We start from the raw sequence: 13,679 nt of genomic DNA, 5'->3' as shown, positions 1-13,679 counted from the left end.
CGACAGCGCACCGCCCTTGTGAACCGTCGACCCACCGCCCCTGTGACCGGTCAGCGCACCGCCACGAACCGCACCGGCGTCCCCGGGACCGCCTGGGCCGCCGCGCCCAGGTCGGCCTCCCGCACCACCGCGACCACCGGATAGCCCCCGGTCGTCGGATGGTCCGCGAGGAACACCACCGGGCGCCCGTCCGGCGGCACCTGCACCGCGCCCAGGACCATGCCCTCGCTGGCCAGCTCGCCCGGCACGGCCCGCTCCAGGGCCGGGCCCTCCAGCCGCAGCCCGATCCGGTTGCTCGCCGGGGACACCCGGTACGCGCGCGTGGTGAAGGCGCGGAGCGCCGCACCGGTGAACCAGTCGTCCCGGGGGCCCGGCCGGACCCGCAGGACGAGTTCGTCCGGCGGGCCCGGCCAGGGGGGAGCGTCGACCGACCCCCGTACGGTCGTGGCCGCTCCCAGCGGCAGCACCGCCCCCTCCGCCAGCGGCGCCGGGCCGAGGCCCGACAGCAGGTCGGTGGAGCGGCTGCCGAGCACCGGCGCGACGGCGATCCCGCCGCCGAACGCCACGTACGAGCGCAGACCGCGTACGGCCGCGCCGACCTCCAGGACGGACCCGGCCCCGACCCGGACCGTCGTGCCCCAGGCGGCCGGACGGCCGTCCACCCGGACCGGGCAGGGCGCGCCGCCCACCGCCACGGTCACCGCGCACCGGGGCCGCAGCGCGCACCCGTTCACGGTGGTCTCCAGGACGGCCGCGTCCTCCGCGTTGCCGACGAGCCGGTTGACGAGGCGCCCGGCCGCCGGGTCGAGGGCGCCCGAGCGGGGCACGCCCAGGTGCGCGTACCCCGTGCGCCCCAGGTCCTGCACGGTCGTCAGGGCCCCGGCCCGGACCACGGCGACGGCACGGTCGCTCATCGCACGCCCTCCGCCGTGAACCGGACCCGGGTGCCGGGCGTGAGCAGGGCGGCCGGGTCCCGCTCGACGTCCCACAGCACCAGGCCGGTCGTGCCGATCAGCTGCCAGCCGCCGGGGGAGGAACGCGGATAGATCCCGGTGTACGGGCCCGCCAGGGCGACCGAGCCGGCCGGGACCGCCGTGCGCGGGGTGGCCCGGCGCGGCACCTCGTACCGCTCGCCGAGCCCCGTCAGATAGCCGAAGCCGGGCGCGAACCCACAGAAGGCGACCCGAAACTCGGCCGCCGTGTGGATCCGTACCGCCGCCTCCACGGACACTCCCCACAGCGCGGCGACCTCCGCCAGATCGGGACCGTCGTACCGGACCGGCACCTCGACGGCCTCGCCCACGCGCGCGTGGAGCGGCGCCGGCTCCCAGCCGGTCAGCTCCGCCGCGAGCCGCTCCGGATCGGCCACCCCGTCGAGGAGCACCGTCCGCGCCGCCGGGACGATCTCCCGTACGGCGGGCAGCGCGCCGGCCGCCCGCCGCCGCAGCAGCTCGGCGTGGAAGGCCTCGGTCGCCCCGCCGCCGTCCAGTTCCACCAGGAGGGCCCGGTCGCCCACCCTCAGCACCCTCACGCGAAGGCCTCCACGCGCACGCCCGAGGCCTCCAGCCGCTCCCGGACGCGCCGGGCGAGGCCCACCGCGCCCGGGGTGTCCCCGTGCAGGCAGAGCGAGCGGGCCCGGACGGCGACGGAGCTCCCGCAGTGCGCCGTGACGACCCCGAACCGGGCCATGGACACCGACCGTTCGACGACCTCGTCCGGATCCGTGACGACGGCTCCCTCCTGCCCCCGTGGCAGCAGGGAGCCGTCCGCCCGGTAGGCCCGGTCGCCGAAGGCCTCGGCCACGACCGGGAGCCCGGCCGCGGCGGCGGCCTCGTGCAGCCGGGACCCCGGAAGACCGAGGACCGGCAGCGTCCGGTCCGCGAGCAGCACGCCCTCGACGACCGCCGCCGCCTGTTCCGCGTCCCGCACCACCCGGTTGTAGAGCGCCCCGTGCGGCTTCACGTACGAGACCCGCGAGCCCGCGGCCCGGGCGAAGACCTCCAGGGCGCCGATCTGGTACGCCACCTCGGCGGCCAGCTCCGCCGCCGGGACGTCCATCGCGCGCCGCCCGAAGCCGGCCAGGTCGCGGTAGGACACCTGGGCCCCGATCCGTACCCCGCGCGCCGCCGCGAGCTCGCAGACCCGCCGCATGGTGGCCGCGTCCCCGGCGTGGAAGCCGCAGGCCACGTTGGCGCTGGTGACGACGGACAGGAGCTGTTCGTCGTCGGTCAGCGTCCAGCGGCCGAAGCCCTCGCCGAGATCGGCGTTGAGATCGATCGGGACCCGGGTCATGTGGTGCTTCCTCTCCCACCTGGTGGTGCGTTGGTGCTGATGACTGCTCCGTACGGTTCAGACGGAGATCCGGTAGTGCTCGTCCCGGACGTCGGTGACGAACATCCGGCCCGGGGCGTGGGTGATCGCGAACGGCGGGCGTGAGGCCATCACGGCGGCCTGCGGGGTGACCCCGCAGGCCCAGAACACCGGTACGTCCCCCGGCTCCGCCTCGACCGCGTCCCCGAAGTCGGGCCGGTCCAGGTCCCGGATGCCGAGCTCCGCCGGATCACCCGCGTGCACCGGGGCCCCGTGGACGGCGGGCAGCAGACCGCTGATCCGCCGCGCCACCGGGACGAGCTCCGCCGGGACCGGCCGCATCGACACCACCATCGGCCCGTGCAGCCGCCCCGCCGGACGGCAGGCCCGGTCGGTGACGTACATCGAGACGTTCCGCCCCTGCGCGACATGACGCAGCGGCACCCCCGCCCCGGCCAGCGCCCCTTCGAAGGTGAAGCTGCAGCCGATCAGGAACGAGACCAGATCGCTCCGCCAGTACGCGCGCACGTCCGCCGGCTCGTCGACGAGCCGCCCGTGCTCCCACACCCGGTAGCCCGGGACGTCCGTGCGCAGATCGGCGTCCGGGGCGAGCGAGGTCGTCCAGGAGCCCGCGTCGGTGACGTCGAGCAGGGGACACGGCCGGGGGTTGCGGGTGCAGAACAGCAGCACGTCGTACGCCCAGTCCGTGGGCACCGCGATCAGGTTGGCCTGCGCGTGGCCCGGCGCCCAGCCGGCCGTCGGGCCCGCCGTCCCGGCCCGGGCACGCGCGCGTGCCTCACGCGGATCGGGAACCACCGTCTGGTTCACGCGAGTTCCCTCCCCCGGGTCTCGGGCAGTCCGAGCAGCGCCAGTACGGCCAGGCCGTAGCCGACGGCCCCGAAGACCAGGGCCCCGCCCACGCCCCAGCTCTCGGCGAGGAAGCCGACCAGGGTCGGGAAGACGGCCCCGACCGCGCGTCCCGTGTTGTACGTGAGTCCCTGACCCGTGCCGCGCACCGCCGTCGGGTACAGCTCCGCGAGGAAGGAGCCGAAGCCGCTGAAGATGGCCGACATGCAGAAGCCGAGCGGGAAGCCGAGCAGCAGGAGCAGGGTGTTCGCCCCGGCGGGGATGTGGGTGTACGCGAGGACGGACAGCGCCGACAGCAGGGCGAAGAGGGCGATGTTCTTCTTCCGGCCGAGCCGGTCGGTGAGGTGTCCGCCGGTCAGATAGCCGGTGAAGGCCCCGGAGATCAGCAGGGTCAGGTACCCGCCGGTGCCGACCACGGTCAGGCCGCGCTCGGTCTTCAGGAAGGCCGGGACCCAGGTGGCGAGCGTGTAGTACCCGCCCTGGACGCCGGTCGAGAGCAGGATCGCGAAGAGCGTCGTGCGCAGCAGACCGGGACGGAACACCGCCCGGAACGAGCCGCGGCCGCCGCCGGCCCGGCGGGCCTCGGTCGCCTGCGGGGCGTCCTCGACGTTCCGCCGTACGTAGACGACGAGGAGCGCGGGCAGCGCGCCCGTCCAGAAGAGGATCCGCCAGGCGAGGTCCGGATCGGCCCACTGGAACACCAGGGTGTACACGAGCACCGCGAGCGCCCACCCGGCCGCCCAGGCGCTCTGGACGGCGCCGAGCGTCCGGCCCCGGTGCTTCGCGGAGGCGTACTCGGCGACCAGGATCGCGCCGACGGCCCACTCGCCGCCGAAGCCCAGGCCCTGGAGCGCCCGGAAGACCAGCAGGGTCCCGTAGTTCGGGGCGAAGCCGCAGAGGACGGTGAAGAGCGCGTACGTGACGACCGTGATCATCAGCGCCTTCACCCGGCCGACGCGGTCGGCGAGGACGCCGGCGAGCGCGCCGCCGACCGCCGAGACGACGAGGGTGACGGTGGTCAGGAGACCGGTCTGACCCTTGTCGAGGCCGAAGGAGGCGGCGATGGCCACCATCGACAGGGGCAGGGTGAAGAAGTCGTAGGAATCCAGGGCGTATCCGCCGAAAGCTCCGCCGAAGGCGCGCCGGCCGCGCGGCCCGAGGCCGCGCAGCCAGGCGAACGCGCCCGTGTCGTCGGGCCGTTCGCCCTGGGAGTGCTGCCGGGTCTGTGTCGTGCTCATCTGCACCTCGCAGGAGAGGGAGGCGTGCCTGAGAGACGTACTGAGGATCCGTGCGGTGTCGTCAAGGTAGAGGATTGTTCAACGATCCGACAAGATGCGTGTTGTCGGTTCCCCGTTTCTGCGGTTGACTCGGCCGCGGACGACGGAAGGGGCGAGGCGCTGTGGACCTGAGCGGGGCCGGAGGACTGACGGACGACCGTGCGCTCCTGGGGCGCACGAGCACGGCGGAGCGGGTCGCGGACATCCTGCGCACCCGGATCGCCGAGGGCTACTTCCCGCCCGGCGCGCGACTCTCCGAGGAGAGCATCGGCGGCGCCCTCGGTGTGTCCCGCAACACACTCCGCGAGGCGTTCCGCCTCCTCACCCACGAGCGCCTGCTCGTCCACGAGCTCAACCGGGGCGTGTTCGTCCGCGTCCTGGCCGTCGACGACGTGGACGACATCTACCGCACCCGACGGCTCGTCGAATGCGCCGTCGTGCGGGGCCTGGGACAGCCGCCGTTCGACGTCGACGCCCTCGCCGCCGCCGTCGCCGAGGGCGAGGCCGCGGCCCGCGCCGACGACTGGACGGGCGTCTCCACGGCCAACATCCACTTCCACCGCGAACTCGTCGCCCTCGCGGGCAGCGCCCGCACCGACGAGCTGATGCGCGGCGTCCTCGCCGAACTCCGCCTCGCCTTCCACGTGGTCGACGACCCGCGCGCGCTCCACGAGCCCTATCTCCGGAGGAACCGGGAGATTCTGGACGCCCTGCGCGCCGGGGAACGGGCCTCGGCGGAGCGACTCCTCGCCCGCTACCTCGACGACTCCCGCACCCGGGTCGCCGCCGTCTACGCCCGGGCCGTCGACGACCCGGCGGCCCCCGCCGGCTGACCCGGGGACGCCCCGGGAGACCGGGCGCATCTGCGCCGTTTCGACCGTTGTCAGGGTGAGGACCTAATCTGTCCACCGTGACTTCGCCTGCCTCGACGGACCTCGCTCCGCCCCAGCTCAGCGCGGGGCCGCGCCCCGCGCAGGGCCCGGCCGCCGACGAAGGGCTCGCGCGGCGCCTCCGCGCGCTCGCGTGCACCGCCCCGCTGCACGACCTCGACGCGCGCAAGGCGAACCTGGCCGGCGAGTACACGGTCTACGCGATGGCCGAGGTGGCCCTCGCCGCGATCGACCTCATCACGCTGAACATGGACTTCGACACCGGCGCCGACCACGAGCAGATCGTCGCCCGCCTGCTGCCCCGCGTCGCAGCCCAGGCCCCCACCCGCCCCGCCGCCGAGCACGAGCGCGTGGCCCGCTGGGTCCTGGAGAACCTGATCAACGTCGGCAGCGTCGACCGCGGCTTCCGCGCCGTCTACGGGACCTTCGGCACCGACGGGGTCTACGTCCGCCGCGACTACGACTTCAAGCTCATCGAAGAGGTCCCCGGGTACGGCGGCGGGGTCTACCTCCGCACCACCGACGAAGCGGTCAACGTCCTCGTCGGAGCCCTCGACACCGACGTCACCAGCGCCCAGATCGCCGCCGAGGTGAAGCTGGAGGTCCTCATCAACCGGGGCCGCCTCGCCGACGCCCAGCTCGCCGCCGAGCAGGCGCGCTACCGGACCGTGCAGTACGCCGAGACCCTCCGCAAGACCCTGGAGGCCACCCGGCGCAACGTCCGCGCCGTCGACTGGCTCCACACGGTCCCCGACATGATCGCCGAGGCGCTCGACCACGTGGCCGACCGCTACCGCCACGAGAACGCGATCCTCACCAACATCCGCAGGGCCCGCGACGAGGCCGAGTCCGCCTCCGACGCGAAGACCGCCGAGCACAAGCGGCGCGCCGCCGAACTGGTCGACATAGTCAAGGACTGCATCCGGCGCCACACCCAGCTGCAGTCCCGCCTCCTGGAGGCCGGACCGCTCTTCCGCGCCGAGCAGGACCGGCAGGCCTTCGCCGCCCCCACCGCGTACACCGGACTCGACCTGTACGGACAGCTGGTCGCCCCCGTCCTGCCGCTCCCCGTCGAGCAGGCCACCCGTGTCACCGACGCCTTCTTCGCCCACGGCACCGGACTGCGCACCCCCGCCTCCGTCCGCCTCGGCGACCTCGTCGACCTGCTCCTCACCCCGCCCGTCGAGCGCGAGCACCTCGGCGCGGAGATGCCCGAGCCGGACCTCATCGCCACTCCCGACGACTCCCGCTTCAGCGAGGAGCAGCTCGCGAGCGCCATGCGCCTGCTCGACCTGGAGCACGACGCCCCGCGCCGCCTCTCCGGCCTGCTCGCCGAGGCCCGCCGCCTCGACCCCGACCTCCCGTACCTCGTCGCCCTCCTCGCCGTCCACGCGGCGAGCCCCCCGGTCGGCACGGCCTACCGCCAGGGCGAGGAGCGCCTCCTCTTCGCCGTCGACGACGGCACCCCGCTCGACGACCCCGAGTTCGGCGGCGCCGACCTGATCGTCGGTACGGCCCTGCTCGACGCGGCGGGCATGGCCGCGGACCGCACGGAGGCCTCGTGACCCTCGCCCCCCAGCCCCCGACGAGCCCTGCCGACCCCGCTCGCCCCGCCGCACCGACCCCTGCCGCCGCACCCGTCCCGGCCCCCGCCGCACCGGCGGACGCCGCCGTGCCGGAGCGGGAACCCGTGCCGGAGCCGGAGTCCGTGGCGGGAGCGGAGTCCGTACCGGAGCCGACCGCCGAGTCCGTACCGGAGCCGCAGGCCGAGACCGTACGGGAGACGGGCGCCGGGCCTCTTCCGGAGCCGGACACGGAGGCCGCCCCCGAGTCGGACCGGGAGGCCGCCGAGGCAGTCGAGGCCGTCCAGGGCGACCTGGCCGTTCCGGGCGACCCGGATGATCAGGCCGCCCCAAGCGACCGTCCGCGGCTGCGGGCCGTGCCCGTGGCGCCCCCGGCCGGGGCCCGGGGCGACGACGAGAGCCTGCCCCGGCGCGAAGCGGACGCTCCGCCGACGGCCGGCCGCCCCCGGTTCGGGACCGTGTCGGTGCCGGAGCCGGCCCGTACCCCGCCCGCGCGGCGCCGGGACCTCCCGGCCGTGCGGGCCGTGCGGCTCACGGACGAGCCGTCCGCGCCCGCGGAGCGCCCGGCGCCCGCCGCCGTCACCCCCGTCCCCCTGCCCGTACCCCGCGCCGTACCGACCGAGAGCCGTACCGAGGAGCCCCAGCCGTGAGTGAGACCCACGCCGAGTACCCCGACGCGTGGAGCGAGCAGGAGCCCCCGCAGACCCCGGCCGCCACCACCGCCTCCGTCGTCACCCCCGCGGACGCCGCCGACGCGGCCCGGCTCGTCTCGTTCGGGCTCCAGCCCAAGCTGCTCCCGGCCCGCGACGCCGAGTACACCGAGCTCCTGCGCCGCTACCGCGAGGACCCCGCCTTCGCGCGCCTCGCCGACGCCGTCGCCACCGGCCTCGGACTCGTCGTCCTGGAGGTGTCCCCGCGCGCGGGGATGGCCGTCACCGCGGGCGAGGACTCCGTCTTCGCCGTCCGCATGGGCGACTACGCCCGCCGCGCCAGCACGGACTCCGCCGACCGCTTCCTGCACGGCCTGGCCCACCTCGCCGTCGCCGCCATGGCCTTCCCCCGGCCCGAGGACCTCGCCGACGACGCGTACATCGGCCGGCTCACCGTCAACGGCGTCGACGCCTTCGTACGCCAGGCCTGTCTGCGCCTGGAGCAGCGCGCCGAGGAGCAGGGCGAGAACACCGACCCGGCCTCCGACGCCCCCGGCCTGGAGGCCGCCTGGCGGATCTACGCCCGCCGCAGCGCCACCGGAGCCACCAAGGACGCCCGCCGCCTCGCCGGTTCCACCACCGGCATCGTCGGCAAGGCGGCCGCGTTCCTCACCGACTCCGGCTTCCTCCAGCGCACCGGCGACGAGGGCGGCGGCTCCTACCGCACCACCGCCCGCTACCAGCTCCAGGTCCGCGACATGGCCGGCTCCGCCGCCATGGCCGAGCTCCTCGAACTCGGCGTCGTCCCCGTCAGCGACGGCTCCGCGACCCTCCTCCCGCCGCCCGAGGGCGACGACCTGGAACTCGCCGCCGACGCCGGCCTGCCCTTCCACGCGTAACCCGCGCACCACCCGAACGAGACGACGAGAGTCCGCCGCATGTACGAGCTGTCCCGGGTCCGCCTCTACTCCATCGGTCCCGCCGGTGCGCGCTACGCCGACACCGTCCTGGACCTGCGCGGAGTCGGCGCGCCGGTGCCCCACCCCGCCCCCGCCCAGGCGGAGTTCTTCGAGGAGGAGCCGGTCGGCCCGCCGCGCCGCCCGGCCCCCGCGGGCGTGCTCTTCCTGGAGAACGGCGGCGGCAAGTCCGTCCTCCTCAAGCTGATCTTCTCGGTCATGCTCCCCGGCCACCGCAACACCCTCGGCGGCGCCAGCTCCGGCGTGCTGCGCAAGTTCCTCCTGGCCGACGACTGCGGCCACGTGGCCCTGGAGTGGCAGCACACCCTCACCGGCGAGCTCGTCGTCGTCGGCAAGGCCAGCGAGTGGCGCGGCCGCCAGGTCTCCAACGACCCGCGGAAGTTCGCCGAGGCCTGGTACTCCTTCCGTCCCGGCCCCGGACTCAGCCTGGACAACCTCCCCGTCGCCGAGGCGACCTCCGTCCGCCCGCCCGTCGAGGGCGCCTCCGGCGCGACCGGCCGCCGCCGCACCATGAAGGGCTTCCGCGACGCCCTCACCGAGGCCGGGAAGGCGTACCCGCACCTGGAGGTGGTCTGGGAGGAGATCCACGACCGCTGGAACGAGCACCTCGGCGACCTCGGCCTCGACCCCGAACTCTTCCGCTACCAGCGCGAGATGAACGCCGACGAGGGCGAGGCCGCCGGCCTCTTCGCGGTCAAGAAGGACTCCGACTTCACCGACCTGCTGCTGCGCGCCGTCACCGACACCCGCGACACCGACGGCCTCGCCGACCTCGTCGGCGGCTTCGGCAACAAGCTCGGCCGCCGTGCCGAACTGACCGCCGAGCGCGACTTCACGGCCGGCTCCGTCGACCTCCTCGGCCGGATCGTCGAGGCCGCCGAAACCCGTGCCCACGCGCGCGAGGTCCACGCGGGCGCCGAGCGCCGCACCCGCACGCTGGCCCGCCGGCTCTCCGCCCGCGCCGCCGAGGAGCGCGGTCGCGCCGCCGAACTCGCCCAGCAGGTCACCTCCGCCGGACACGCCGTCGCCGAGGCCGAGACCGCCCGCGGCCGCAGCTCCCTCATCGCCGCCGAACTCGCCTACCGGCACGCCTCCCTGGCGCTGACCGCCGCCGAGAAGGGCGCCGCCGCCCAGCGCCGCGAACTCACCGACGCCCGCACCCTGCACTCCGCCTGGCAGGCCGCCGAGGCGGTCCTGCGCCACCGGGCCGCGGGCGACCGCTCCGCGCGCGTGGCCGCCGCCATCCGCGAGGCCGAGCGCGACGCCGCCCCCGCCCTGGCCGCCCGGGCCGAGGCCGCCGCCGATCTCGTACGGGCCCTCGCCGCCGCCGCCGAGGAGGGCGAGCGCCACGCCGCGGAGGAGGAGGAACGCTCCACCGCCCTCCAGGACGCGAGCGAGACCGCCCACCGCGACGCCACCGCCGCCGCCACCGAGGCCCAGCGGGCCCGCAGCGAGGCCGGCCACCTGCGCCAGCGGCTCGCCGAGGTCGAGCAGGAGACCGCCGAGGCCGTACGCGCCGGCTGGCTCGACGACACCGCGCCCGACGCCGACCCGGCCCGCGCCGCCCTCGCCGCGAGCGACGCCGAGAAGACCACCGTCGCCGCCTGGGACACCGCCCGCGAAGCCGCCCGCACGGCGGCCGAGCGCGCGCGGGAGGCCGCCGGCGCCGAGGCCCGCGCCGAACTCGCCGCCGCCCGCGCCGCGGACGCCGCCGAGGCCGCCGGGAACGCCTACGACGCGGAGCGCCGCGCCGCCGAGTCCCTCGCCTCCGAGGAGCGCCTCGCCGAACTCCTCAGCCTGCCGTCCTCCGGCTCCCCGCTCCCGGGACAGCGCGCCGCGACCCCCTCCGACGGCGACGCCGACCCCGAGGACGGGACCGCGCCCCAGGGCCCGCTCACCGTCACCGAGTTCGACCGGTACGCCGACGAGCTGCGCGGCCTGCTCGACCAGGCCGTCGCCTCCGCCGAGAGCCGGCTCTTCGAGCTGCGCACCGCCGCCGCCGACGACTCCCGCATCCTCGGTGCCCTCGGCGACGGCGGCCTGCTGCCGCCCGGCCCCGACGTCCTCGCCACCGTCGAGTACCTCGGCGAGCACGGCATCCCCGCCCTCCCCGGCTGGCGCTACCTCGCCCAGTCCGTCGACCCCGTCGACCACGCCCGCGTCCTCGCCGCCCGCCCCGAGCTCGTCGACGGCGTCGTGATCACCGACCCGATCTCGTACGGACGCGCCCGCGAGGTCCTCGGCACCGCCGCCCTGCTGCCCCGCTCCGCCGTCGCCGTCGGCACCGCCGCCGCCCTCCTCGCCCCCGTACCCGCCCAGGACACGGCCGAGGACGGCGGGGTCTTCCTCGTCCCGCCGAACCCGGCCATGCACGACGAGCACGCGGCCGACGAGGAGCGGCACGCGCTGCGCGCCCGCGCCGCCGCCCGCGACGAGGAGATCCGCACCCTCGCCGGCCGCCTCGCCGGCGACCGCGCCCTCGCCTCCCGGATCGGCGCCTGGCGCGCCGACTGTCCCTTCGGGATGCTCGCCGAGCTCGCGTCCGTCGCCACGACCGCCCGCGAGACCGCCGAGGCCGCCGCCGCCACCCTGGAGGAGGCCCGCACGGCCCGTACGGAGGCCGACGAGGCCGCCGCCGAAGCCGCGCACCTCCGGGACGAGCGCCAGGAGGCCGCCCAGCGTGCCCGCCGGGTCGCCGACGCCCTCGCGGGCCTGGCGTTCCGACTGCGCGAGCGGTCCGCCTGGCAGGCCAAGCTCCGCGAACTCGCCGACGACGCCGCCGAGTCCGAGGCCCGCGCCCAGACCTGTCTGGAGCGCGCCCGCGCCGCCGACGAGGACCGCCGCGCCGCCCAGCGCGCCGCCGACGACGCCCACCGCACCGCCCGCGCCCTGCGGGCCGAGCGCGCCGAGATCGCCGGCGCCCCCGACACCCTCCCCGAGGCGGACCCGGCCGCGCCCCGCGCCGCGCTCCCCACCCTCCGCGAGGCCTACCGGGCGGCCTCCCAGGTGTACGAGAAGGTCGGCGTCGGCGCCGACCTGCGCGCCGAGCAGGCCCGCGCCGAGAGCGACGAGTCCGCCGCCCTCGCCGAGCTCGACCGCCTCACCAACAAGGTCCGCACCCGCGCCGAACAGCTCCTGGAGTCCACCGACGGCGCCGACGGCCCGTCCCGGCAGGCCGCCGCCGCCCGCGCCGAGGCCCTGGTCCAGATGCTGGAGACCCGCGCCTCGGAGGCGAGCGAGAAGCTCGGCCGGCTGCGCGGCGAGGCCGAGCGCCTGGCCCCCGAGGACGGCGAGGCGCACACCGAGCTGCCCGAGGAGCTGGTCCCCGCCGACGCCGAGCGGGCCCAGGCCCTGCTCCGTACCGCCACCGCCGAACTCGCCTCCCGCACCGATGCCCTGGAGGCCGCGCGCGCCGCCCACGCCGGACTGCTCCGCGACCACCGGGCCGCCGAGGACGCGGCCGGCGGCTTCGACGAGACGGCGGCCCTGCTGCGGGACCTGCTCCGCGACCACACGGACGAGGAGCGGGAGGAGACCGAGCCGTACGCGGGCACCCTGGAGGAGGCCCGTACGACGGCGGCCGAGGCGCGGCGCGCCCTGCGGGGCTGCACCGCCGAGCTGTCCGCCGCCGACGCCGCCGTGCGCGAGGCGAGCGACATCCTCGTCCGGCACGCCAACTCCACCCGCTACGAGCAGGTCCGCACCCCGGCCCGCCAGCAGATCCGCGAGCTCCCGGCCTCCGCGCTGCCGGAGCACGCCGCCAAGTGGGCCGAGGCCTTCGCGCCCCGGCTGCGGGTCCTCACCGACGAGCTGGCGCAGCTGGAGCGCAACCGGGACTCGATCGTGGACCGGCTGCGCGGCCTCGTGGAGTCCTCGCTCGCGACGCTCCGCTCCGCCCAGCGGCTCTCCCGGCTCCCCGAGGGCCTCGGCGAGTGGTCGGGCCAGGAGTTCCTCCGCATCCGCTTCGAGGAGCCCGACCAGGCCACGCTCGCCGAGCGGCTCGGCGAGGTCGTCGACGAGGCGACCCGCGCCGCCGTCAAGAAGAACTCCGACCTGCGGCGCGACGGCATGTCCCTGCTCCTGCGGGGCGTCCAGGCGGCCCTCGAACCCAAGGGCGTCTCGGTCGAGATCCTCAAGCCGGACGCGGTGCTGCGCGCCGAGCGCGTCCCCGTCGGGCAGATGGGCGACGTCTTCTCCGGCGGCCAGCTGCTCACCGCGGCCATCGCCCTGTACTGCACGATGGCGGCGCTCCGCTCCAACGACCGGGGCCGCGACAAGCACCGGCACGCGGGCACGCTGTTCCTCGACAACCCGATCGGCCGCGCCAACGCCACGTACCTCCTGGAGCTCCAGCGGGCCGTGTCGGACGCGCTGGGCGTCCAGCTCCTCTACACGACGGGCCTGTTCGACACGACCGCGCTCGCCGAGTTCCCGCTCGTGATCCGGCTCCGCAACGACGCGGACCTGCGGGCCGGCCTGAAGTACATCAGCGTGGAGGAGCACCTGCGCCCCGGTCTGCCGCAGCCCGGGACGCAGGGGGAGACGATCCACGGCGAGATCACGGCGACGCGGATGTTCCGCCGCCACCCGTCGGACGACCCGGCGGCCCCGGCGGGCGACGCGTAGTCCCCGGCCGTACAACGGCGAGCGGCCCGGCCCCCTCGAAAGGGGACCGGGCCGCTCGCCGTTCTCGCCTCAGGCCGCTTCGGAGAGCGGTGTCGTCTCCGCCCGGCCCTCGTCGCGCCGCGTCCGGACCGACGGGCGCGCCGTGCTGCTCGGCTCCGACACCACGCCGTTGCGCTGACGCCACACCTGACGGGTGATCCAGACGTCGAGGACGCTCCAGGTGGCCGCGACGGTCGAGGCCACCGCGCTGACGGTCATCGGAAACGCCAGCCACGCGCCCGCGACCGTGCAGTAGAAGGCCACCACGGCCTGGATGAGCGTCACCGAAATGATCATCACGGCCCGCACGGCGGCGTTGCGCACCGGATCGGGCATCCGCCGTCTGCCCCGCTCTTCCTCCACCCACAACTGACGCGCCGACCGCGCCTCGTGCTCCATTGTCCTGTCACTCCCCACCACTGAACGACTCCAGGGTTGGCTGCCCGCCTTGAGCGCCTTT

11 protein-coding genes are annotated in these 13,679 nt (G+C 76.0%); 5 read left to right on the top strand and 6 right to left on the bottom strand.

The window, feature by feature from the left end; translation table 11 throughout:
- Nucleotides 1–50: 50 nt before the first annotated feature.
- Genes ACH4TP_RS39065 through ACH4TP_RS39045 form a run of 5 tightly spaced genes read right to left on the bottom strand, consistent with a single transcriptional unit; the run spans nucleotide 51 to nucleotide 4,415 of the window.
- Nucleotides 51–914, bottom strand: a complete 864-nt coding sequence (locus ACH4TP_RS39065; protein ID WP_389237732.1) for a biotin-dependent carboxyltransferase family protein — start codon at nucleotides 912–914, stop codon at nucleotides 51–53.
- Nucleotides 911–1,531, bottom strand: coding sequence for a 5-oxoprolinase subunit PxpB (gene pxpB, locus ACH4TP_RS39060; protein ID WP_398191719.1), 621 nt, complete (start codon nucleotides 1,529–1,531; stop codon nucleotides 911–913). The genes ACH4TP_RS39065 and pxpB overlap by 4 nt, the downstream gene beginning before the upstream one ends.
- A complete protein-coding gene (locus ACH4TP_RS39055; RefSeq protein WP_398191716.1) occupies nucleotides 1,528–2,292 on the bottom strand; it encodes a LamB/YcsF family protein in 765 nt (254 codons plus the stop codon). The genes pxpB and ACH4TP_RS39055 overlap by 4 nt, the downstream gene beginning before the upstream one ends.
- 57 nt (nucleotides 2,293–2,349) lie before the next feature.
- A complete protein-coding gene (locus tag ACH4TP_RS39050) occupies nucleotides 2,350–3,138 on the bottom strand; it encodes a putative hydro-lyase (protein WP_398440573.1) in 789 nt (262 codons plus the stop codon).
- Nucleotides 3,135–4,415, bottom strand: a complete 1,281-nt coding sequence (locus tag ACH4TP_RS39045; RefSeq protein WP_398440572.1) for an MFS transporter — start codon at nucleotides 4,413–4,415, stop codon at nucleotides 3,135–3,137. The genes ACH4TP_RS39050 and ACH4TP_RS39045 overlap by 4 nt, the downstream gene beginning before the upstream one ends.
- 167 nt (nucleotides 4,416–4,582) lie before the next feature.
- Here ACH4TP_RS39045 and ACH4TP_RS39040 point away from each other — a divergent pair, with 167 nt between their 5' ends.
- From ACH4TP_RS39040 to ACH4TP_RS39020, 5 genes are all read left to right on the top strand, one after another.
- Nucleotides 4,583–5,287 carry a GntR family transcriptional regulator gene (locus ACH4TP_RS39040; RefSeq protein ID WP_389237840.1) on the top strand — a complete coding sequence of 235 codons (705 nt, stop codon included), beginning with the start codon at nucleotides 4,583–4,585 and terminating at the stop codon, nucleotides 5,285–5,287.
- Between the two features lie 77 nt (nucleotides 5,288–5,364).
- On the top strand, nucleotides 5,365–6,909 hold the full coding sequence (locus ACH4TP_RS39035; RefSeq protein WP_398440571.1) for a hypothetical protein: 1,545 nt from the start codon (nucleotides 5,365–5,367) through the stop codon (nucleotides 6,907–6,909).
- Nucleotides 6,906–7,577 (top strand): hypothetical protein, encoded by a 672-nt coding sequence (locus ACH4TP_RS39030; RefSeq protein ID WP_398440570.1) that lies wholly within the window; start codon nucleotides 6,906–6,908, stop codon nucleotides 7,575–7,577. Before ACH4TP_RS39035 ends, ACH4TP_RS39030 begins: the two co-directional genes overlap by 4 nt.
- Complete coding sequence (locus ACH4TP_RS39025; protein WP_389237718.1) at nucleotides 7,574–8,476, top strand: hypothetical protein; 903 nt, start codon at nucleotides 7,574–7,576, stop codon at nucleotides 8,474–8,476. The genes ACH4TP_RS39030 and ACH4TP_RS39025 overlap by 4 nt, the downstream gene beginning before the upstream one ends.
- 39 nt (nucleotides 8,477–8,515) lie before the next feature.
- Nucleotides 8,516–13,180 (top strand): hypothetical protein, encoded by a 4,665-nt coding sequence (locus ACH4TP_RS39020; RefSeq protein WP_398191701.1) that lies wholly within the window; start codon nucleotides 8,516–8,518, stop codon nucleotides 13,178–13,180.
- A gap of 69 nt (nucleotides 13,181–13,249) precedes the next feature.
- Here the strand turns inward: ACH4TP_RS39020 and ACH4TP_RS39015 are convergent, their stop codons facing one another.
- Entirely contained in the window at nucleotides 13,250–13,618 is a 369-nt protein-coding gene (locus ACH4TP_RS39015) for a hypothetical protein (RefSeq protein WP_389237714.1), read from the bottom strand.
- Nucleotides 13,619–13,679 lie beyond the last annotated feature (61 nt).

It is taken from the genome of Streptomyces sp. NPDC021012, from assembly GCF_044333355.1.
Lineage (GTDB): Bacteria > Actinomycetota > Actinomycetes > Streptomycetales > Streptomycetaceae > Streptomyces.
Note: the sequence above shows the minus strand (reverse complement) of the source record. Positions and strands in the feature narration are given on the sequence as shown.

Coding starts and splice junctions, on each gene's coding strand:
- ACH4TP_RS39065 (WP_389237732.1), bottom strand. CDS start 914: ATGAGCGACCGTGCCGTCGCCGTGGTCCGGGCCGGGGCCCTGACGACC.
- ACH4TP_RS39055 (WP_398191716.1), bottom strand. CDS start 2,292: ATGACCCGGGTCCCGATCGATCTCAACGCCGATCTCGGCGAGGGCTTC.
- ACH4TP_RS39045 (WP_398440572.1), bottom strand. CDS start 4,415: ATGAGCACGACACAGACCCGGCAGCACTCCCAGGGCGAACGGCCCGAC.
- ACH4TP_RS39020 (WP_398191701.1), top strand. CDS start 8,516: ATGTACGAGCTGTCCCGGGTCCGCCTCTACTCCATCGGTCCCGCCGGT.
- ACH4TP_RS39015 (WP_389237714.1), bottom strand. CDS start 13,618: ATGGAGCACGAGGCGCGGTCGGCGCGTCAGTTGTGGGTGGAGGAAGAG.